Origin of the sequence: Novosphingobium ovatum (assembly GCF_009909235.1) — a bacterium.
GTDB classification, from domain to species: domain Bacteria; phylum Pseudomonadota; class Alphaproteobacteria; order Sphingomonadales; family Sphingomonadaceae; genus Novosphingobium; species Novosphingobium ovatum.
Genome location: NZ_JAAAPO010000001.1, coordinates 340,668 through 361,757 on the forward strand (window position 1 = coordinate 340,668; position 21,090 = coordinate 361,757).

23 protein-coding genes are annotated in these 21,090 nt (G+C 67.5%); all 23 read left to right on the forward strand.

Annotated elements, in window-relative coordinates:
- Positions 1-19: 19 nt before the first annotated feature.
- The 23 genes from GTZ99_RS01475 (at position 20) to GTZ99_RS01585 (ending at position 21,089) form a co-directional block, all read left to right on the forward strand.
- Positions 20-592, forward strand: a complete 573-nt coding sequence (locus GTZ99_RS01475; protein ID WP_227711018.1) for a HupE/UreJ family protein — start codon at positions 20-22, stop codon at positions 590-592.
- 13 nt (positions 593-605) lie between these two features.
- Entirely contained in the window at positions 606-1,334 is a 729-nt protein-coding gene (gene cybH / locus GTZ99_RS01480; protein ID WP_161716507.1) for a Ni/Fe-hydrogenase, b-type cytochrome subunit, read from the forward strand.
- 258 nt (positions 1,335-1,592) lie between these two features.
- Complete coding sequence (locus tag GTZ99_RS01485; protein WP_161716508.1) at positions 1,593-2,300, forward strand: HyaD/HybD family hydrogenase maturation endopeptidase; 708 nt, start codon at positions 1,593-1,595, stop codon at positions 2,298-2,300.
- Positions 2,300-2,611, forward strand: coding sequence for a HypC/HybG/HupF family hydrogenase formation chaperone (locus GTZ99_RS01490; protein ID WP_161716509.1), 312 nt, complete (start codon positions 2,300-2,302; stop codon positions 2,609-2,611). Before GTZ99_RS01485 ends, GTZ99_RS01490 begins: the two co-directional genes overlap by 1 nt.
- Positions 2,612-2,633: 22 nt before the next feature.
- Entirely contained in the window at positions 2,634-3,110 is a 477-nt protein-coding gene (locus GTZ99_RS01495) for a thioredoxin domain-containing protein (RefSeq protein WP_161716510.1), read from the forward strand.
- Positions 3,107-3,943 (forward strand): hydrogenase expression/formation protein, encoded by an 837-nt coding sequence (locus tag GTZ99_RS01500; protein ID WP_161716511.1) that lies wholly within the window; start codon positions 3,107-3,109, stop codon positions 3,941-3,943. Before GTZ99_RS01495 ends, GTZ99_RS01500 begins: the two co-directional genes overlap by 4 nt.
- Positions 3,940-4,191, forward strand: coding sequence for a rubredoxin (locus tag GTZ99_RS17005; protein ID WP_161716512.1), 252 nt, complete (start codon positions 3,940-3,942; stop codon positions 4,189-4,191). Before GTZ99_RS01500 ends, GTZ99_RS17005 begins: the two co-directional genes overlap by 4 nt.
- Positions 4,188-4,688: a [NiFe]-hydrogenase assembly chaperone HybE gene (gene hybE, locus GTZ99_RS01510; RefSeq protein ID WP_161716513.1), complete on the forward strand. Its 501-nt coding sequence runs from the start codon at positions 4,188-4,190 to the stop codon at positions 4,686-4,688. Before GTZ99_RS17005 ends, hybE begins: the two co-directional genes overlap by 4 nt.
- A complete protein-coding gene (locus tag GTZ99_RS01515) occupies positions 4,685-5,677 on the forward strand; it encodes a hypothetical protein (protein ID WP_161716514.1) in 993 nt (330 codons plus the stop codon). Before hybE ends, GTZ99_RS01515 begins: the two co-directional genes overlap by 4 nt.
- A complete protein-coding gene (hypA, locus tag GTZ99_RS01520) occupies positions 5,677-6,018 on the forward strand; it encodes a hydrogenase maturation nickel metallochaperone HypA (protein WP_161716515.1) in 342 nt (113 codons plus the stop codon). The genes GTZ99_RS01515 and hypA overlap by 1 nt, the downstream gene beginning before the upstream one ends.
- Entirely contained in the window at positions 6,018-7,031 is a 1,014-nt protein-coding gene (gene hypB, locus GTZ99_RS01525; RefSeq protein ID WP_201742334.1) for a hydrogenase nickel incorporation protein HypB, read from the forward strand. Before hypA ends, hypB begins: the two co-directional genes overlap by 1 nt.
- Positions 7,032-7,060: 29 nt before the next feature.
- Complete coding sequence (locus GTZ99_RS01530) at positions 7,061-7,327, forward strand: HypC/HybG/HupF family hydrogenase formation chaperone (protein ID WP_161716516.1); 267 nt, start codon at positions 7,061-7,063, stop codon at positions 7,325-7,327.
- Positions 7,324-8,481, forward strand: coding sequence for a hydrogenase formation protein HypD (gene hypD, locus GTZ99_RS01535; RefSeq protein ID WP_161716517.1), 1,158 nt, complete (start codon positions 7,324-7,326; stop codon positions 8,479-8,481). Before GTZ99_RS01530 ends, hypD begins: the two co-directional genes overlap by 4 nt.
- Positions 8,478-9,521 carry a hydrogenase expression/formation protein HypE gene (hypE, locus tag GTZ99_RS01540; RefSeq protein WP_161716518.1) on the forward strand — a complete coding sequence of 348 codons (1,044 nt, stop codon included), beginning with the start codon at positions 8,478-8,480 and terminating at the stop codon, positions 9,519-9,521. Before hypD ends, hypE begins: the two co-directional genes overlap by 4 nt.
- A 12-nt stretch (positions 9,522-9,533) precedes the next feature.
- The gene (locus GTZ99_RS01545) at positions 9,534-11,084 is read left to right on the forward strand and encodes a sigma-54-dependent transcriptional regulator (protein ID WP_161716519.1); all 1,551 of its coding nucleotides are present in this window, start codon (positions 9,534-9,536) and stop codon (positions 11,082-11,084) included.
- Between the two features lie 7 nt (positions 11,085-11,091).
- Entirely contained in the window at positions 11,092-12,567 is a 1,476-nt protein-coding gene (locus GTZ99_RS01550) for a sensor histidine kinase (protein WP_161716520.1), read from the forward strand.
- Positions 12,564-13,592 (forward strand): NADH-quinone oxidoreductase subunit B family protein, encoded by a 1,029-nt coding sequence (locus GTZ99_RS01555; protein ID WP_161716521.1) that lies wholly within the window; start codon positions 12,564-12,566, stop codon positions 13,590-13,592. The genes GTZ99_RS01550 and GTZ99_RS01555 overlap by 4 nt, the downstream gene beginning before the upstream one ends.
- A complete protein-coding gene (locus GTZ99_RS01560) occupies positions 13,589-15,091 on the forward strand; it encodes a nickel-dependent hydrogenase large subunit (RefSeq protein WP_320076612.1) in 1,503 nt (500 codons plus the stop codon). The genes GTZ99_RS01555 and GTZ99_RS01560 overlap by 4 nt, the downstream gene beginning before the upstream one ends.
- A complete protein-coding gene (gene hypF, locus GTZ99_RS01565; protein WP_161716522.1) occupies positions 15,091-17,475 on the forward strand; it encodes a carbamoyltransferase HypF in 2,385 nt (794 codons plus the stop codon). The genes GTZ99_RS01560 and hypF overlap by 1 nt, the downstream gene beginning before the upstream one ends.
- A gap of 15 nt (positions 17,476-17,490) precedes the next feature.
- Positions 17,491-18,780, forward strand: a complete 1,290-nt coding sequence (locus GTZ99_RS01570; RefSeq protein ID WP_161716523.1) for a DUF3422 family protein — start codon at positions 17,491-17,493, stop codon at positions 18,778-18,780.
- A 238-nt stretch (positions 18,781-19,018) separates the two neighbouring features.
- A complete protein-coding gene (locus GTZ99_RS01575; protein WP_161716524.1) occupies positions 19,019-19,360 on the forward strand; it encodes a hypothetical protein in 342 nt (113 codons plus the stop codon).
- Between the two features lie 203 nt (positions 19,361-19,563).
- A complete protein-coding gene (locus tag GTZ99_RS01580; RefSeq protein WP_161716525.1) occupies positions 19,564-20,163 on the forward strand; it encodes a GNAT family N-acetyltransferase in 600 nt (199 codons plus the stop codon).
- A complete protein-coding gene (locus GTZ99_RS01585) occupies positions 20,160-21,089 on the forward strand; it encodes a carbon-nitrogen hydrolase family protein (protein ID WP_161716526.1) in 930 nt (309 codons plus the stop codon). Before GTZ99_RS01580 ends, GTZ99_RS01585 begins: the two co-directional genes overlap by 4 nt.
- Position 21,090 lies beyond the last annotated feature (1 nt).

Genomic DNA, 21,090 nt, shown 5'->3' on the forward strand with positions numbered 1-21,090 from the left:
AGGGAGAGGGATGATGACGATGAAGACCAAGATTGTGCTGGCGGCCTCTGCCCTGATTGCTGGCGCTGTGCCGGCCATGGCGCATCCGGGCCATGATGGCGGGATGCTGGCGGGGCTGGCTCATCCGTTGACAGGCATGGACCATATGGCCGCGATGGTGGCGGTGGGGCTGTTTGCCGCCACCCGCCCGGCGCGCGCCGCTTGGGCCGCGCCCGGCGCGTTCATGGCTGCGCTGGCGGCGGGGGCGGGCGTTGGCCTGACGCTGGGCGCGGTGCCCGGAACAGAGGCGATGATCGCCGCCAGCCTTGCGGTGCTGGGCGCGCTGGTGCTGTTGGCGCTGCGGGTGCGCTCTGGCGTGGCGCTGGGCCTGATCGCGGCCAGCGGCGCGTTGCACGGCATCGCCCATGGGGCCGAGGCCACCGGCCCGGTTGCCCCCTATGTCGCGGGTTTCCTGATCGCCTCGGCGCTGTTGCACGGCGCGGGCTGGCAATTGGGGCGGATGCTGTTTGCCATGCGCCATGCGCGCGTGGCCACTGGCGTCGCGCTGACGGTGGCCGGGGGTGTGATGGGGCTTGGCCTGTTGGCCGCATGAGGGAGGGCATGCCATGGCCAATACGGCGCAATCACCCGAAACACCGCTGATCACCACTGAACAGGCGGTCTATGTCTATGAGGCCCCGATCCGCATCTGGCACTGGATCAATGCGGCCGCGATCATCGTGCTGTGCATCAGCGGCTATCTGATCGGATCGCCGCCCACCAGCATCGGGGGCGAACCCAGCCTGCATTACCAGTTCGGCTGGATCCGCTTTTTCCATTTTGCCGCCGGGCAATTGCTGGCGGTGGGGATGGTCATGCGGTTCTGGTGGAGCTTTGTCGGCAATGCCCACGCGCGCGAGATCTTTCGCCCGCCGCTGACCAGCAAGGCGTTCTGGCTGGGCGTGCTGCACGAAATGCGCTGGTACGCGATGATGGAAAGCGCGCCGCGCAAATATGTCGGGCACAACCCGCTGGCGGTGATTTCGATGCACTTGCTGTTTGTGTGGGGCGGGCTGTTCATGATCATTACCGGCTTTGCCCTGTATGGCGAGGGCCAAGGGCCGGGCTGGATCCACAGCCTGTTTACCGGGCCGGTGCTGTGGCTGTTTGGCAATAACAGCCAGACGATCCACACCTGGCACCATCTGGGGATGTGGGTGATCGTCTGCTTTGTCATCGTCCACATCTATGCCGCCGTGCGCGAGGATATCATGTCGCGTCAGTCGATCATTTCCTCGATGATTTCGGGGTGGCGGTCGTTCCGCGATACCAAACCGGTTGATCACGACGTCTGATCACGGGCGGATCATCGGGCCTGCAGGGGCGCAGCGAAAGGGGAGGCCGGGCCATGGCTTCCCCTTTTTGCGTGTGGAAGGATACTTTCCTATATTGCTTTCCATAGTGGAAGGTATTTGTCCGCATATCCGCAATCCTGCCTATGTCCTGCCCCATGAAATCAACGCCTTCCTAACGGTTGGCACAGGCTTTGCTAAATCTCCTTCCACAATGGCAGCCAACCGTCGGGGCGTTGGCGCAGGGGAAGGATGGCGGGGATGACGGATCTGCGGCCCAATGTGCTGATCTTGGGCATCGGCAATCTGTTGTGGGCGGACGAAGGCTTTGGCGTGCGCGCGGTCGAGCACCTGCACCGTCACTGGGCATTCCCGCCCAATGTGCGCCTGCTGGATGGCGGCACACAGGGCATCTATCTGGTGCAGGACATCCGCGACGCCGACATGCTGGTGGTGTTTGACGCGGTGGATTACGGCCTGCCGCCCGCCACGATGAAGCTGGTCGAGGGCGAGGAAGTCCCCCGCTTCATGGGCGCGAAAAAGGTCTCGCTGCATCAGACCGGCTTTCAGGAAGTGCTGGCCATGGCCGAGATGATGGGCGACTATCCGGCCGAACTGCTGTTGATCGGCGTACAGCCGGTGGAGCTGGAGGATTTTGGCGGATCGCTGCGCCCGGCCGTGCGCGACCAGATCGAACCCGCCATCGCCGAGGCGCTGGACTGGCTGGCGCAGCGCGGCATTCACGGCCACCGCCGCCCCGCGCCGCTGCCGCCCGAACAGGGCATCGGCAGTCTGGAAATGCTGATCGAGCATTACGAGGCCCAGCGCCCCGACCCCGATGCCGCGCCCCGTCTGGGGGATGCGCGGGTGCTCTCCTCCGACCAATGGGCCGGCCCCGCCAGCGCGCAGGCGCATGAGGCGCAGATTGACGCCCTGCTGGGCCGCGACCGCCGCTCGGTGTCGCTGTAATGTGCGTGGGCATCCCGATGCAGGTCGTCTCGGTCCGGCCGGGGATGGCGCTGTGTGCACATGACGGGGCGGTGCATTGCATCGACATCGCGCTGGTGGGGGAATGCCACCCCGGCGAATGGCTGATGACCTTTCTGGGCGCCGCGCGGGAAAAGATGGACGAGACCGCCGCCCGCCAGTCGCTGGCCGCGGTCACCGCGCTGGAGGCGCTGCTGCGCGGCGAGGCGGTCGATCTGGACGCGGCCTTTGCCGATCTGATCGGGCGCGAACCGCAATTGCCCGAACATCTGCGTATCCAAAACCTCGCCTGATCCCCCAACGAAAGAGCCACGCATGGATATCGAGACCGCCCCGGACCGCACCGCCCATTCGCCTTTGTTGGCGCGGGTGATGGCCGACAATGCCTACCAAATCGTGGACGAGGCCGCGCTGGATGCGGCGGAGGCGCCGCTGGTCATGCTGTTGCTGGCAGGCGACTGGTGGCGGCTGGCCGAAAGCGATGACGTGGCCGCCATCCTGCCCGAGCTGGACAAGGCGATGGGCGGCCATGTGGCGGTGATGGTGGGAGCCCGCGCCGCCGAACGCGCGTTGCAAAAACGATTCCGCTTCAATGCCTTCCCGGCGCTGGTGTTCCTGCGCAATGGTGAATGGCTGGGCACGCTGGAGGGGATCCGCGACTGGGCCGATTACATGCGCGAGATCCCGCAAATCCTGACGCGCGAACCGGGTGCCCCGCCGCCTTTCCGCATTCCCGCCGGCTGGCAATCCGCCCCCGCCAACACCGCCCCCCAGACAGGAGACGCCCAATGATCGGCCCCATCACCGGCCCCGGTAGCCAGCCCACAGATTTCGACGGGGGCGCGCTGGAATATATGGTCATGCCTGACACGATGCGCATCTTCTCCAGCGCGCTGGTGCCAGAGGCGGACGAGGCGCAGGACACGCCCGATGGCGTGGCGGCGGGCGATGCCATTCTGGCGGCTTTGCGCCGTGTGGCCCATGGCGGCGCGGGGGAAACGGTGGACCTGTCGCATCTGGACGCCGACAATCTGGCTTTTGTCGACCAATTGCTGGGCGAGGGTGAGGTGTCGGTGGTGCTGGGCGCGGACCTTCAGGCGCAGGAATCGGTGCTGGCGGGGGTATGGCGGCTGCGCGCCACCATTGACGGCCGCCGCCGCGACACGGTCGAGATCGGCGCCTTCCCGGCCAGCATGCAGGCACGCGCCTTTGCAACCGCCCGCGCGGCCGCGCTGTTGCCGCAAACCGCGCGCGAGGGCGTGTTCAACGCTCCCCCGCTGGTGGCCGAAATCAACGAGGCGCTGGCCCACACCCCCGCTTTTACCAGCGAGGGCCCCCATGTCATCAACCTCTCGCTGCTGCCTCATACCGAGGGCGACATCGATTTTCTGGACGAGGCGCTGGGCCGGGGCGATCTGATCATCCTGTCGCGCGGCTATGGCAATTGCCGCATCCATGCCACCGCCACCCGCAACGTGTGGTGGGTGCGCTATTTCAATTCGCAGGACACGCTGATCCTGCACACGATCGAGGTCAGCCCGTTGCCCGCTGTCGCCATGGCCGCCGCCGAGGATCTGCACGACAGTGTCGAGCGGCTGGCCGAGATCATGGCGATCTATCGGTGAGCGCGCCTGTCGCCCCCAACGCCTCTGGCGCGGACCATTTTTTCGCCGGATCATACGGGGGGGACGCGGCCAAGATCGCCCCCGACACGCGGCTGGAGTGCAAGATCTGCTGGCATGTCTATGATCCGGCGGCGGGGTGCGATTATTGGCAGATCCCGCCCGGCACGCCCTTTGCCGCGCTGCCCGATCACTGGAGCTGCCCGGAATGCGATTCCCCCCGCGCCGGGTTCATGGTGGTGTCGGGATGAACGCGCCTGATCCCGCCCACATCGCCGCCCAAGCCGAGGCGGTGTTTGCCGATATCGCCGCCACGCGCATGGCGGGTCTGCCGGTGGTGCATCCCGGCCTGTCGGTGGCGATGCGGGGGGCGGCGTTGCACGAGGGCTGTGTCGTGGGGGTGCTGGTGACGCCGTGGTTCATGAATCTGGTGGCCTTTCCCGCGCAGGCGGAAACCCGGCGCGTGGGGGAAAAGGCGATGCTGGCGCTGCCTTCGGGCGGGTATGAGGCGATCTGGGCGCATGAACCGGCGCTGGGCGGGTTTTGGACGGTGTCGCTGTTTTCGCCGATGTTCGCCTTTGCCGATATGGATGCCGCCATCGCCACCGCCGACGCCGCCATGGCCGAGGTGATGACCGCCCCGCCGCCACCCGCGCCCGCCCCCGAACCGCAAATGCCCGCCGCCGTTCAGGCGCCGGTGTCACGCCGGGGGCTGTTCCGCCTGTCAGGCGCGGAGGCGCAGGCGTGAGCCTGAATCCTACCATCACGCTGATCGATGACGGCGCGCGCATCACCCTTGCCCCGTTTGGCCGTCAGGATGTGGCCCGCGCGCTGGTGGGACTGACGCCGATGGCCGCGCTGGCGCTGGTCGGGCGGCTCTATGCGCTGTGCCCGATGGCGCAGGGCTGGGCGCTGCGGGGCGCGTTACAGGCGGGGGGCGCGGATCTGCCGCCCGCGCCGTATCAGGCGGGATGGCTGTGGGCGGAAATCGCGCGCGAACTGGGCCTGCGCATCGTCATGGATTGGGCGGTCGCGCTGGGGCGGGCGGCGCAGGGCGATGCGGCGCGGGCTTTGCTGGCGCTGACCACGCCGGATGCGGGTCGCGGGCCTGATGCGGCGGGCTTGGGGGATTGGTCGGCGCGGCATGTCTTTGCCATGCGGCCACGCGATTGGGCGCGTACCGCCTGCGCTGGGCAATTGGCCGATTGGGCGGGGGGCGGCGCGACTTTGGCGGCGCGCGCCATCGCTCATGTCATGGCGCGGCCCACCCTGTGCCAACCCGCCCCGGTCGAGCCGGGCAGCCTGTTGCACCGCCATGCCACCCATCCCCTGATCGCCGCCTTGCCGCCGGGCAGCGTGCTGGCGCGGCTGGTGGCGCAATTGCTGGATCTGGCCACAGTGCCCGATCAGATGGCGGTGGCCGGGCGGCTGGGTGCGAGCGTCCCCTGTTCGCGCGGGACGTTGACCCATGCGCTGCGGCTGCAATCGGGGCTGATTGTCGAGGCCCGGATCGATGCCCCGACCGACCGCGCCTATGCCACTGGTGGCGCGGCGCAGGCGGTGCTGGCCACCATCTGCGCGCCCGATGCGGGCATATCCGACCCTGTTGGGCGGCGCGATCTGGCGACATGGGCGATGCTGGGGCTGAACCCTTGCGTGGGCTGGAGCATTTTGACGCGCGCCATTGCGCCCGCCGTCGCCACGCGCCACCCTGCCGCCACAACGGAGGCCGTCTGATGCATGAAATGGCGATATGCGAAAGCATCCGCGATATTCTGGAAGAACAGGCCGCGACCCAGCGCTTTACCCGCGTGGAACGGGTGAAACTGGCGATTGGCGCGCTCTCGGGCGTTGAGGCCGAGGCGATCCGCTTTGGCTTTGACGTGGCGATGGCGGGCAGCGTGGCCGATGGCGCGCGGCTGGAGATCGAGGATGTGCCCGGCACGGCCTGGTGCCTGCCTTGCGCCGTCAGCGTGACGATTGCGGCGCGATATGATGCTTGCCCCAAATGCGGTTCGCATCAATTACAGGTCACGGGTGGCAGCGATATGACCATCCGCGAAGTGGAGGTTGTCTGATGTGTACGGTATGTGGATGTTCCGATGGCGGTGCCAAGGTGGAGGGCCACGGCCATCACCATCATCATTACCACGATCATGACCACGGGCACGGGCACCATCATGACCATGGGCACCACCACCATGGCGATGGCGATGGCGCGCTGGATTATGGCGCGGGGGCGGCGGGCGTGCATGTCGCGGGCGTCAGCCAGGCGCGGCTGATCCAGCTGGAAACCGACATTCTGGCCAAAAACGCCCGCTATGCCGAGGCGAACCGCGCGCGTTTTGCGGCCGATGCCATTCTGGCGCTCAATCTGGTGTCCAGCCCCGGTTCGGGCAAGACCACGCTGTTGTGCGCGACGCTGAACATGATTGGCGACCAATATCCGGTGGCCGTGATCGAGGGCGACCAGCAGACCAGCGCCGACGCCGACCGTATCCGCGCGACCGGCGCCCCCGCGATCCAGATCAACACCGGCAAGGGCTGCCATCTGGACGGGCATATGGTGGGCCATGCGCTGGACCATCTGACGCTGGCGCCCGAAAGCGTGCTGTTCATTGAAAATGTGGGCAATCTGGTGTGCCCGGCGGCGTTCGATCTGGGTGAGGCGGCGCGGGTGGCGATCCTGTCCGTCACCGAGGGCGAGGACAAGCCGTTGAAATACCCAGACATGTTCGCCAGCGCCGATCTGGTGCTGATCAACAAGATCGACCTGCTGCCCTATGTCGATTTTGACGTGGACGCGGCCATCGCCAATGCCCGCCGCGTCAATCCGCGCGTGCGCGTGCTGCGCGTCTCAGCCCGCAGCGGCGAGGGCATGGAGGGCTGGATGAAATGGCTGCGCGCCGGGCGCAACATGGCGCAGGCCATGCGCGAGGCCGCGCAGGAGGAGCAGGCATCGCGCGATCACGCCGCCAATTACCACCCCGGCGGGGGATGCGGCTGTGGCCATGACCACGGCCATGACCACGCGCATCACCATGACCAAGGGCATCACCACGATCACGGCCACCATCACCACCACGACTGACCCCGCCTTTCGCCACAGGAGCCGCCCCGATGTGTCTAGCCATTCCCGCCCGGATCACCGCCCTGCATGATGGGGCGATGGCCACCGTAAACGCCGGGGGCGTCACGCGCGATGTTTCGGTGGCGTTGCTGGAGGCGGTGGCGGTGGGCGATTATGTCCTGCTGCATGTCGGCTATGCGCTGCATTTGATCAGTGAGGAAGAGGCGCGCGAAACGCTGCGGATGATGGCGCAAACCGGCCTGTTGCAGGATGAACTGGCCGAAATGGCCGGGACCAGCGGGGGGCAGGGCGCATGAAATATGTCAGCGAATTCCGCGATCCGGTGCTGGCCCGCAATCTGGCGCGGCAGATCGCGGCAGAGGCGGACCCCGCGCGGCAATACGCCTTTATGGAGTTTTGCGGCGGGCATACCCATGCGATCTTTCGCTATGGCGTGCATGACCTGATGCCCAAGAACCTGCGGTTCGTGCATGGACCGGGGTGCCCGGTCTGCGTCTTGCCGGTGCGGCGGCTGGATGACGCGATCGAGGTGGCCGAAAAGCATGGCGCGATCCTGTGCGCCTATGGCGACATGATGCGCGTGCCGGGCACCGGACGGCGCAGCCTGCTCAGCGCGCGGGCCGCAGGGGCCGACATCCGCATGGTCTATTCCCCGCTGGACGCGCTGGCGCTGGCGCGGGAAAATCCGCAGGCGCAGGTGGTGTTTCTGGGCATCGGCTTTGAAACCACGGCGCCCGCCACCGCCATGGCGATCCTTCAGGCGCAGGCCGAAGGCTTGGCCAATTTCAGCGTGTTATGCAACCATGTGCTGACCCCGCCGGCGATCCGCCACGTATTGGAGGCGCCGGGCATCGACCCAGAACAGGCGGTCCGGCTGGACGGGTTCCTTGGCCCCAGCCATGTCAGCACGGTGATCGGCGCGCATGCCTATGCCCCGCTGGTGGCGCGTTATGGCAAGCCGGTGGTGATCGCCGGGTTTGAACCGCTGGACGTGATGCAGGCGGTTTTGATGCTGATCCGTCAGGTCAATGATGGCCGGGCGCAGGTGGAGAACCAATATACCCGCGTCGTCACCGACACCGGCAACCAAAAGGCGCAAGGCGTGATGGCGCAGGTGTTCACCCTGCGCCCCGCGTTTGAATGGCGGGGGCTGGGCAGCGTGCCCGACAGCGCCTTTGCCATCGCGCCCGAATATGCCGCGTTTGACGCCGAACAGCGTTTCCCCATCAGCGACAAGGCCAGCCGCGAAACCAAGAGCTGCGAATGCCCCGCCATCCTGCGCGGGGTCAAGGAACCCAAGGATTGCAAGCTGTTCGGCCGCGCCTGTACCCCCGAAACCCCGATGGGCGCCTGCATGGTCAGTTCCGAAGGGGCATGTGCGGCATGGTACACCTATCGCCGGGCCGAGGCGATGGGCACACCCGCCCCGGCGCTGGAGCCGGCCCAATGACGGCCCAAGACCTGATCCGCCCCGGCGCGGTGATCGAGATGGCCCATGGCGGCGGTGGGCGGGCGACCGCGCGGCTGATCCGTCAGATTTTCGCCCGGCATTTTGCCAATCCCTTGCTGGATCAGGGGCATGATGCGGCCGTCCTGCCGCGCCCTGTGGGCCGCATCGTGATGACCACGGACGCGCATGTCGTCTCGCCGCTGACCTTTCCGGGCGGGGATATCGGTTCGCTTTCGGTGCATGGGACGCTGAACGATGTGGCCTGCGGCGGGGCTTGGCCGATCGCCCTGTCGGCGGCCTTCATTATCGAGGAAGGCTTTCCGCTGGCCGATCTGGACCGCATCGCCGCCAGCATGGGCGCGGCGGCGCGCAGCGCGGGCGTGCCGATCGCCACCGGCGACACCAAGGTGGTGGAACGCGGCCATGGCGATGGCGTTTATATCACCACCACCGGCATCGGCGTGGTGCCCGATGGGGTGGAGATCAGCCCGCAACGCATCCGTTCGGGGCAGGCGGTGCTGCTGTCGGGCACGGTGGGCGATCACGGCATCGCCATCCTGTCGCGCCGTCAGGGGCTGGAATTTGGCACCGGCATCCAATCGGACAGCGCCGCGCTGCACCGCATGGTGGCCGATATGGTGGCCGCCGTCCCCGGCATTGCGGTGCTGCGCGATCCGACGCGCGGCGGGCTGTCGGCGACACTGAACGAATTGGCCGAGGCCAGCGGCCACACCATCACCCTGAACGAGGCGGCGATCCCCATCCGGCCCGAGGTGGCGGGCGCCTGCGAGATGCTGGGGCTGGACCCGCTGCACATCGCCAACGAGGGCAAGATGATCTGCATCTGCGCCGAGGAGGACGCCGAGCCTTTGCTGACCATCATGCGCGCCCATCCGCAGGGAGGGGACGCCGCGCGCATCGGCACGGTGGGGGATGCCGCCGCGCCCGGCACACCGGGCCTGTTGCGCATGACCACGCTGATCGGGGGCATGCGCATTGTCGACTGGCTGGCGGGCGAACAATTGCCGCGCATCTGTTAAGGGATCACCGCGATGAGCCTGCCCAATCCGCCCGCCGCCGATGCGCTCCGCCTGCCGACTGTGCTGGTGGTGGACGACGAGCTGCGCAGTCTGGAATCGCTGCGCCGCATTCTGGAGGACGAGTTCACCGTGCTGACGGCGGCCTCCACGCGTGAGGCAGAGGGCCTGTTGGCCGACCATTGGGTGCAGGTGATCCTGTGCGACCAGCGCATGCCCGAACGCAGCGGGGTGGAGTTCCTGAGCGAGGTCAAGGAACGCTGGCCCGATGTCATCCGCATGATCATTTCAGGCTATGCCGATGCGCATGACATCATCGACGGCATCAATCACGCGGGCATTTTCCAATATATCACCAAGCCTTGGCATCCAGAGCATCTGTTGCTGACGCTGCATTCGGCCTGCCGGTTGTACGATCTGCAACGCCAGAACGAATTGCTGGCGGTGGAATTGCGCATGGCGCCAAAGGCGGCGGCCGCCGTGGTCGCCTCGCGCAAGGATCAGGTGCGGCGCGCCTATGGCTTTGACGATGGGATCATCCGCGCCAACGGCAGCCCGATGGACCGGGTGTGCGACGCGCTGGCGCAGGTCGCGCCCTATGACGTGCCGGTGTTGCTGATCGGCGGATCGGGTACGGGCAAGGAACTGGCCGCCCGCGCGCTGCACTATGGCTCGTTGCGCTGGAACAAGCCCTTCGTGGTGGAAAACTGCGGCGCATTGCCCGACGAATTGCTGGAAAGCGAGCTGTTCGGCCACAAGAAGGGCGCGTTCACCGGGGCGATTGACGATCACATCGGCCTGTTTGAACGCGCGGACGGCGGCACGGTGTTTCTGGACGAGATCGGCGAGGTCTCGCCCGCGTTTCAGGTCAAATTGCTGCGCGTGTTGCAGGAGGGCGAGATCCGCCCGCTGGGGGGCAATCGCACGCGGCGGGTCGATGTGCGGGTGATCGCGGCCACCAACCGCGATCTGGAGGAGGAAGCGCGCGCAGGCCGCTTCCGCGCCGATCTTTTCTATCGTCTGGCCGGGATGATCGTGCGATTGCCGTTGCTGCGCGATCGGCGGGGCGATCTGCCGGTGCTGGTGCAGGCGCTGCTGGACCGGGCGATGGGCCTGATGGGCAAGCGCGTGCCGGGCGTGTCGGACGAGGCGATGGCGCGGCTGGCGGCCTATGACTGGCCGGGCAATGTGCGCGAATTGCAGAACGAGATCAGCCGCATGCTGGTGCGCGGGGCCGAAGGGCGCTGGTTGGGGGTGGAGGTGTTGTCCGACCATATCGCCCAGCCGCCGCAGCCTGCGCCTGTCATCGCGCCCGCTGCTCTTGACGATCCGGCCATCGCCATCGCCGCGCTGAGCGGCGACCTGAAGGAGCGCGTGAGCGCGATGGAGGCGCATATTATCCGCGAAACGCTGATCCGCCACCGCTGGAACAAATCACAGGCCGCGCGTGAACTGGGCCTGTCGCGCGTGGGCCTGCGGGCCAAGCTGGAGCGGTACGGGCTGGAGAATGTCCACCCGCTGGCCCCGGCGCAGGCCGGTGGACGGCGCGCGGGCGGCGCGGCATAGGCGGGCCATGACTGGACCCGCGCCCAGACTGCCCCATTTTGGCCTGATCGGCGGCGATGACGCGGCCGATCCTGACATGGTGCCCGCTTTGGCGATGTTCCCCGACATGTCCACCAGCGGTGAGGAGATGTGGATCGATGTGATCCGCAAGATGGACAATGTCTATGCCGATCTGGTGGCCAGTCAGGTCGCGCTGGAGGAGCAGAATGGCGCGCTGGAGCAGGCGCGTGGCTTTCTGGATTCGGTGCTGGGGGCGATGACCGATGTGCTGATCGCCTGTGACGCACGCGGCGCGATCCAGCAGGTGAACGCCGCCCTGACGGCGCTGGTGGGCAAGGGGGAGGGCGATTTGATCGGCACGCCTTTGCTGGCGCTGTTTGCCGGGGACGATCGGGGCGACATTCTGGCCTGTCTGGACGGGGTGGCGCGCGGCGCGCCGGTCGAGGCGCGCGAATGGCATCTGATCGTGGCGGACGGCAGCCCTTCGGCGCTCTCGGTCAATGGCGCGGCGCGGCATGACACATCGGGCCGCTTTGCCGGGATGGTGGTGGTGGGCCGCCCGATCGGTGAATTGCAACGCGCCTATCGCGAACTGGACAACGCCCATCAACGCCTGCGCCAGACGCAACAGCAATTGCTGACCAGCGAGAAAATGGCCGCGCTGGGCCGTCTGGTCGCGGGGGTGGCGCATGAACTCAACAATCCGATCAGCTTTGTCTTTGGCAACATGTATGCGCTCAAACGCTATGGCGGGGCGATCACGCAATATCTGGCGGCGGTGGATGCGGGCCGTCCCGGCGCGGAACTGGCGGCATTGCGCGAACAGTTGAAGATCGACCGGGTGCTGTCCGACATCGGCCCGCTGGTCGATGGCACTCTGGAAGGGGCCGAGCGGGTGCGCGACATCGTCCAGGACCTGCGCCGCTTTTCCGCCAGCCAGCGCGAACCGGCTGAAAGCTTCAATCTGGTGCGGTTGATCCATACCGCCACCGACTGGGTGGTCAAAACGCAGCGGATCAAGCCAGAGGTGACGTTTGACCTGCCCGAACGGCTGGAGATCACCAGCCGCAAGGGGCAGTTGCATCAGATATTGGTCAATCTGGTGCAGAACGCGGTGGACGCGCTGGCCCCGCAATTGCGCGAAGGGGCCGATGGCCACATCGCCATCACCGCCGCGCAGGGCGACGACCAGATCACCGTCACCGTCACCGACAATGGCCCCGGCGTGTCACCGGCCAATCAGGACAAGATTTTCGAGCCCTTTTTCACCACCAAGCCGATCGGCGCGGGGACCGGGTTGGGGCTCTATGTCTCGTACAACATGGCGGGCAAGCTGGGCGGGGCGCTGGAACATGCCGATGGGGCCAGAGACGGGGAGGCCAGAGACGGGGAGGCCGGAGACGGGGGAGGCGGTGACAATGGCCGGCGCGGCGCGGTGTTCACCCTGCGCCTGCCGCTGACCCCGGCCGAGGACGCGGCATGAGCGTGCCCGGAACCACGCCCGGAACCACGCCCTTGCGCCTGTTGTGGCTGCAATCGGGGGGCTGTGGCGGCTGCACGCTCTCGCTGCTGGGGGCAGAGGGGCCGGATATCCTCACCACCCTGCGCGCCGCCAATGTCGAGGTCTTGTGGCACCCCTCGCTGTCCGAGGCGAGCGGGGTTGAGGCCCGCGCCATCCTGACCGCCGCCGCCGAGGGGCGCGAGCGGGTGGACATCCTGTGTCTGGAAGGCGCGGTGGTGCATGGGCCGGGGGGCTCTGGGCGGTTTCATCTGATGGCGGGCACTGGCACGCCGATGCGCGACATGATCGCCGCCATCGCGTCCCACGCGCGCCATGTGGTGGCGGTGGGCAGTTGCGCGGCCTTTGGCGGGATCACCGCGGGCGGCGGCAATCCGTCAGAGGCGGGCGGGCTGGCCTATGACGGGACGGCACCGGGCGGATTGCTGGGCACGGATTTCCGGGGCGCGGCGGGGCTGCCGGTGATCAACATCGCCGGTTGCCCGATCCACCCCGGCTGGTTTGTCGACACGCTGTTGCAGATCGCGGCCGGTACACTGACCCGCGCCGATCTGGATGAATGGGAACGCCCGCTGGCCTATACCGCGCAACTGGTCCACCACGGTTGCGCCCGCAATGAATTCTATGAATTCAAGGCCAGCGCCGAAACGCTGGGCGACATGGGCTGCATGATGGAGCATCTGGGCTGCAAGGGCACGCAGGCCCGCGCCGATTGCAACATCCGCGCGTGGAACGGATCGGGCAGTTGTCTGGACGGCAATTACCCCTGCATCAACTGCACCGCGCCCGGTTTTGAGGAACCAGGCCACGGGTTTGACGTCACGCCCAAGATCAGCGGCATTCCCATCGGCCTGCCCACCGACATGCCCAAGGCGTGGTTTGTCGCGCTGGCCAGCCTGTCCAAGGCGGCCACGCCCCGCCGCCTGAAAGAAAACGCCGCGCGCCCGACGCCGGTGATCCTGCCCCGTGACAAAAGGAAGACCCCGTGAGTGATGACGGCCCCGCCGCCCCCGGCAGCCGCCTGATATTGGGCCCGTTCAACCGCGTCGAAGGCGATCTGGAGGTGCGGATCGACGTGGCCGATGGCGCGGTGCAATCGGCCCGCGTGACGTCACCGCTGTTTCGCGGGTTTGAAACGATGCTGGTGGGACGTCCGGCGGCGGACGCGCTGGTCTATGCGCCGCGCATCTGTGGCATCTGTTCCGTCTCGCAAAGCGTGGCGGCGGCGCGTGCGCTGGCCGGAGTCCGCGCGCCGGGGCAGGCGCGGGCGATGATGCCCGCCAATGGCGCGCTGGCCATCAATCTGGTCCACGCCATCGAGAATGTGGCCGACCACATCACCCATTTCTATCTGTTTTTCATGCCCGATTTCGCGCGGGACGTCTATGCGCGGGCCGATTGGCATGAGGCGGCCGCCACCCGGTTTCGCGCCATCACCGGCACGGCTTCGGCGCAGATGCTGCCCGCGCGCGCCGGGTTGATGCGGATGATGGGCGTGCTGGCGGGCAAATGGCCGCACACGCTCTCGATCCAGCCGGGGGGCAGCACGCGCCCGATCAGCCGGGCCGAACAGGCGCGGTTGCGGCTGATGCTGGCGGGGTTTCGCGGGTTTTTGCAGGACGTGCTGTTTGCCGCGCCCCTGGAACAGGTGGCGGCGCTCTCCAGCGTGGCGGCGCTGGAGGCCTTTGCCGATGGGCCGGGCGCGCGGGGGGATTTTGCCCATTTCCTGAAGATTGCACGCGCCACCGGGCTGGACCGGCTGGGCGTGACGCGGCTGCGGCATATCGCCTTTGGCGCCTATCCCAGCGCGGACGGGCCATTGTTCGCGCGCGGGGTGTATGATGCGGGCGCGGGGGCGGTGGCCCCTTTGCCGATCGAAACCATCGCCGAGGACGTCAGCCACGCGTGGTACATGGGTGCCGAGGGCGGTCCGGCGCGCCCGCAGCAAGGCACCACCTTGCCCGACATGTCGTCGGACGCGGCCTATAGCTGGTGCAAGGCTCCGCGTCTGGGCGGCGCTGTGGCCGAGGTGGGGGCGCTGTCCCGACAATTGGTGGCGGGCCATCCCTTGCTGCGCGATCTGGTGGCGATGGGGGGCGGCGCCAATGCCCAGGCCCGCGTCATCGCCCGCCTGATCGAGGTGGCGCTGGTGGTGCTGGCGATGGAGCGCTGGCTGGGTGCGGTGGACCCGGCCGCCCCCTTTGCCGATACCGCCCCGCTGGCCGACCATGGCGAAGGCGCCGGTCTGACCGAGGCGGCGCGCGGCAGTCTGGGCCATTGGCTGCGGCTGGAGGGGGGGCGGATCGCGCAATACCAGATCATTGCGCCCACCACATGGAACTTTTCCCCGCGTGATGCGGCGGGCACGCCGGGGCCGCTGGAACAGGCGCTGGTTGGCGCGCCGGTCTTGCCGGGGGAAAGTGATCCGGTGGCGGTACAGCATATCGTCCGCAGTTTTGACCCCTGCATGGTGTGCACGGTGCATTGATGGATCACGCCCCCACCATCACCGGACGCCGCATCCGCGTGCGCGGGTTGGTGCAGGGGGTGGGCTTTCGCCCGCATGTCTGGCGCGTGGCGCGCGATCTGGGCCTGTCGGGCTGGGTGGCCAATGATGGCGATGGGGTGGATATCGCGGTGTGGGGCGATGGCCCGGCGCTGGATGCATTTGCCGCGCGGCTGGTGGATGATGCCCCGCCGCTGGCCCGTGTCACGGCGGTGGCATCCGCCCCTGCCGATGGTCCGCCGCCCGCTGGCCCCTTTGTCATTGTCGCCAGCCATGGCGGAGCGGTGCGCACGGGCATCGTGCCGGACGCGGCCACCTGCCCCGCCTGTGCCGCCGAAATCCGCGATGCTGGGCAGCGGCGGCATGGCTATGCCTTTACCAATTGCACCCATTGCGGGCCACGGCTGACGATTGCTGGCGCCATTCCATGGGACCGGGCGCGCACCGCGATGGCGGCTTTCCCGATGTGCGATGCCTGCGCCGCCGAATATGCCGATCCGGCCGACCGGCGGTTCCACGCCCAACCCATCGCCTGCCCCGATTGCGGCCCGCGCCTGTGGCTGGAGGGGGCGGATGCCGATCCCTCCGCCGACCCGATCGCCGCCACGGCTGACCTGTTGGCGGCGGGGCGGATCGTCGCGGTCAAGGGGCTGGGCGGGTTCCATCTGGCGTGTGACGGGCTGGATGCCGAAGCGGTGGCCATGCTGCGGGCGCGCAAACGGCGCGATGCCAAACCCTTTGCCCTGATGGCCCCGCTGGCGGTGGTACAGGCCTATGCGCAGGTGTCGCCCGCCGCCCGCGCCGCGCTGACATCGCCTGCCGCGCCCATTGTGCTGTTGCCGCCACGCGCCGATGCGCCGGTTTTACCGCCCGCGCTGGCCCCCGATCAGGACCATTGGGGCTGGATGCTACCCTATACGCCGCTGCACCATCTGCTCTGCGATGCCTTTGCCGCGCGGGGCGGGCGGGTGCTGGTGATGACATCGGGCAATCTGTCCGACGAACCGCAAGTGACCGACAATGACGCCGCCCGCGCTGGCTTAACCGCGATTGCCGATGCGCTGTTGCTGCATGACCGGCCGATCTGGAACCGGCTGGACGACAGCGTGGTGGCGCTGGATGATACGGGCGCGGTGATGCCGATCCGCCGCGCGCGTGGGTATGCGCCCGCGCCTCTGCCGGTGGCGGTGCCGGGGGCGGCGGACTGGCCCGCGACGCTGGCCATGGGGGGCGAGCTAAAGGCGACCTTCTGTCTGTTGCGCGATGGCGCGGCGGTGGTGTCGCAACATATCGGCGATCTGGAAAAGGCCGAGGCGCTGGCCGATTACCGCGCCATGCTGACGTTGTACCGCGACCTGCACCAGTTCGTGCCCGCCGTGATCGCGGTGGACGCGCATGAGGCCTATCTGTCCACCACGCTGGGACAGGCGTTGGCAGAGGAGACGGGGGCGCGGCTGATCCGGGTGGGGCATCACCACGCGCATATGGTGGCGGCGATGGTGGATGCCGCCTGCCCGGCGGCGATGGCCGATGCCGCCGTGACGCAAGCGGTCGATTGGGACGCGCCCACGCTGGGCGTGTTGCTGGATGGGCTGGGCATGGGGGATGATGGCACGCTGTGGGGCGGGGAAATCCTGCTGGGCGGGCTGGATGGCGCGGCGCGGGTGGGGCGGTTTGCGCCGGTGCCTTTGTTGGGCGGCAGCGCGGCAATGCGTCAGCCGTGGCGCAATCTGGTGGCGCATCTGCACGCCGCTTTTGGTGCGGATTGGCAGGCACAGGCCGCGCCGGTGGCCGCGCATCTGCCCGATGCGGCGCGGCTGAGCATGGCACAGGCGATGCTGGACAGCGGCACCAATTGCCCGCCATGCAGCAGCGCGGGGCGATTGTTTGACGCGGCGGCGGCGGCGCTGGGGCTGTACCCGGCCGAAATCAGTCACGAAGCACAGGCCGCCATGGCGCTGGAGGCGCTGGCCCGGCCTTTTGCGGCGGAGGAGCACGCCTATCAGGTGGAGATCACCGGCGACCCATTGCCCACCATCGGTTGGGCGCCGCTGTGGCGGGCGCTGTTGGGCGATGTGGCGGCAGGCGTCGCGCCGGGGCGGATCGCGGCGCGGTTCCACCATGGCGTGGCGGCGGCTGTGGCGCAGGCTGTGGCGCGGGCGATGGCCGATCATGCCCTGCCGCCCGGCACACAGGTCGCTTTGTCGGGCGGGGTGATGCAGAACCGTGTGCTTGTCCCGGTGTTGAGACAGATGCTGGGCGCGATGGGGCTGCGGGTTCTGGCGCATGGGCAGGTGCCGGCCAATGATGGCGGGCTGGCGCTGGGGCAGGCGGTGATCGCCGCGCATCTGGCGCATACAACATAACAGGGGAGGCATGGGGTGCAGTTGAACGAACATCCGTTGCGGCGGCAGGTGGTGGGCGAAATGCATCTGCGCCGCTGGCCGCGCCTGTCCGCGCCCGCGCAGGTGATCCAGATCCTGCGCATCCTTACCCCCGAAGACCGCGCGGCCGAGGCGGCGCTATTGGCTGATCTGCCGGCCGGGGCCTATCTGGCGCCGGGTGAAAACCCCCGCCATGTCGAGGGCGATCTGGCCCCCGGCCTGTCCTTTGCCATTGAGCACCATTCCGAGGCCAGCGGCATCACCCTGTTCCACCGCCCCGGCGTTGGTGGCGCGCCCGATGCCCCGGCGATGAGCATCGAGGACGCGCTGGCATGGGCGGGCCGTTTTCCGGGGCAGGTGATCCGCGCGACGTGGCTGCATGTCCTGCGTGATGAGGCGGCGGCCGAGGCGCTGCTGCCCGAGGTCGGCTTTGTGGGATCGGATCTGGTGTCCTGCCGCATTGGCGGGGACGAGGCGGGCGCGGGGGGCGTGCGGCTGTGGTCGGATTTCCGCATCGGGCCGGACGGGTTTGGCGTGGCGCTGGTGGCGGCCGATGACATGCCTGACGGGGACCTCTCGCGCCTGCTGCAACGCTTTCAGGAATTGGGCAATTACCGCAATCTGGCGTTGTTGGGCCTGCCGGTGGCGCAGGCGCATTGGGGGCGGCTGGACGCGGCCGAGGCGGCGCTGCGCCAATTGGGGCAGGATGTCGCCCGCCCCGAAGTGACCGATGACATGCTGCTGGAACGTGTCTCGGCGCTCAGTCTGGATCTGATGTCGATCACCGCCCAAACGCGCTACCGGATGAGCGCCACTGCCGCCTATGCCCAATTGGTCGAGGAGCGGTTGGCCGGGCTGAATGTGCGGCGGGTGCCGGGCTATCCCTCGCTGGTGCATTTCACCCAGCGCCGCCTGCTGCCCGCCGCGCGCACCTGCGGCGCCTTTGACCGGCGGCTGGGCGAGTTGACGGCGCGGGCCGCCGATTTCACCGCTTTGCTGCGCACCCGCGTCGAAACCCGGATCGAGAACCAGAATGGACAATTGCTGCGCTCGATGGAGCGGTCGAGCAGCCTGCAATTGCGCCTGCAACAGCTGGTCGAGGGGCTGTCGGTGGTGGCTTTGTCCTATTACGGCCTCAGCCTGATTGGTTACATGCTGAAAGCGTGGGAAAAGGTGGATCACGACTTCCCCGCGACAACGCTGACCGGGGGGCTGGTGCCGGTGGTGCTGGGCGGCATGTATTGGGGAATCCACCGGATGAAAGCCCGTTTGCTGGGCGACCATTAGGGCGGCCCGCAATTGGACGAAGCGGGGGTGATGGTCCAGCGATGTCGCATTTGTGCAAACGTTTCAAACGGCAATGATCCGGAATGGATGAGCGCGGAAAACCCAGCTTTTCCGAGGCTTTTGGCGTATTTTGACTCGCGCCGGCGAATCGATCTGTGACGGCTGTTTCAAAACGGAGGCAATCAGGGATGAATGCCTAATAACTAATACATATAGTGCCCTTGTTGGATGAGGTGTGATGGCGGGGGCCGATATGAAACATGTGCTGATTGAGTGCGTGTGCGAATGCTGCGGCAACGCAGAGGTGATTGCCGCGCCGTATAACGAGTTTCATGATCTGTACGAGACAGCGCTGCCCATGGGGTGGCACTATCTGGACCGGGAGGAGTTCGACCTGAGCGACGGGGCGGGCGATTATTGCGAGGCGTGCTGGCAATCGCTGCGCACCGCCTTTGCCAGCAGCTTTGCCCAGTGGCGCGCGATGCGCGGGCGGCGACGGGCCGGGCGGATGGTCGACATGGTGGTGGCACCCACCACGACTGTGCTGCATGACGAACGCGGCGGTTGCCCCATCGCCTGAGAGGGCACATCGCATGACGTGACGCGTGGCCAAGGGTGAAGCATTGCCCGATGTGACGCGTTGCCCGCAGATACCGCGCTGCGCGCATGGCGGCCCGCGCAACCGTGCGGATGCCCTTTGTCAGTGACCGGCAGGCGCGCGGGGGCCCATGGGCCGCTCGCCCACCCCTTGCTCAAAAGGTAACGGACGTTATCCTGCCCGGCATGAGCGATACATCCTCCATCACCATTCGCCCGTTGACGGGTGAGGAAATCCGCGCCGCGATTGATGATCTGGCCGCCTTGCGCATCGCGGTCTTTGCCGCATACCCCTATCTGTATGATGGCGATCCGGCGTATGAGGCGGACTATCTGCGCGAATTTGTCGATGCGCCGGGCGGGGTGATGGTGGCGGCCTGTGATGGCGCGCGCATTGTCGGCGCGGCCACGGCCAGCCCGATGTGGGCGCAAAAAGCCGAATTCCGCGCGCCCTTTGAACAGCGCGGGATCGACACGCGCGCGCTGTTCTATTTCGGGGAAAGCGTGCTGTTGCCGCGCTATCGCGGGCGCGGCATCGGCCATGCGTTCTTTGACCAGCGTGAGGCGCAGGCCCGCGCGCAGGGCGCCTCCGCCGCCACGTTTGCCGCGGTGATCCGCGCCGATGACCATCCCGCGCGGCCAGAGGGCTATCAACCGCTGGACGCGTTCTGGCGCGGGCGCGGCTATGCTCTGGTTGACGGGTTCACCACCCAATTGGCGTGGAAAGAGCATGGCGAGGCACAGGAAAGCCCCAAGGCGATGCAATATTGGCTGCGCCAGTTATGAGCGGCCTGTTACGCATCGCCGCCGCGCAATATCCGATCGACCGGCTGGCTGATTGGGCGGCCTATGTGGCCAAGATCACCGATTGGGTGGAACGCGCGGTGGCCGATGGCGCGCAATTGCTGGTGTTTCCCGAATATGGCGCGATGGAACTGGCCGCGCTGGACGGCACGGGCGGGGCGGATCTGGCCGCCTCGCTGGACAGCGTGTCGGCGCTGTTGCCACAGGTGGACGCGCTGCACGCCGCGTTGGCCGCGCGCCACGGCGTGCATATTCTGGCGGCCAGCGCGCCGTGCCGGGTGGCCGATGCCTCGGCGCGCCATGTCAACCGCGCCCGCCTGTTCGCCCCCAATGGCCGCCATGGCCATCAGGACAAACAGGTGATGACCCGGTTCGAAAACGAGGCGTGGGGCGTGTCCAGTGGCGGGCCTTTGCGGGTGTTTGACACGGCGCTGGGTCGGATCGGCATTGCCATTTGCTACGACAGCGAATTTCCGCTGATCGCCCGCGCGATGGTACAGGCCGGGGTACAACTGATCCTGGTGCCCAGTTGCACCGATACGCCGCATGGCTATTGGCGGGTGCGGATCGGGTGCCAGTCGCGCGCGCTGGAAAGCCAGTGCTATGTCATCCAGTCCCCCACCGTGGGCGATGCGCCATGGTCACCGGCGGTGGATGTCAATCGCGGCGCGGCGGGGGTGTTTGCCCCGCCCGACCATGGCATGCCCGCTGATGGCGTGATCGCGCTGGGGGTGATGGACGCGGCGCAATGGCTGTATGCCGATATCGATCTGGCCCATATCGCCACGCTGCGCGCCGATGGCATGGTGCTGAACGCGCGCGACTGGGCCGCGCAGCCGGGGGCGGGCGATCTGCCGCTGGTGGAGGTGGTGGATCTGCGCCACAACGAAGGCAGCCAGCCGGGCTGAC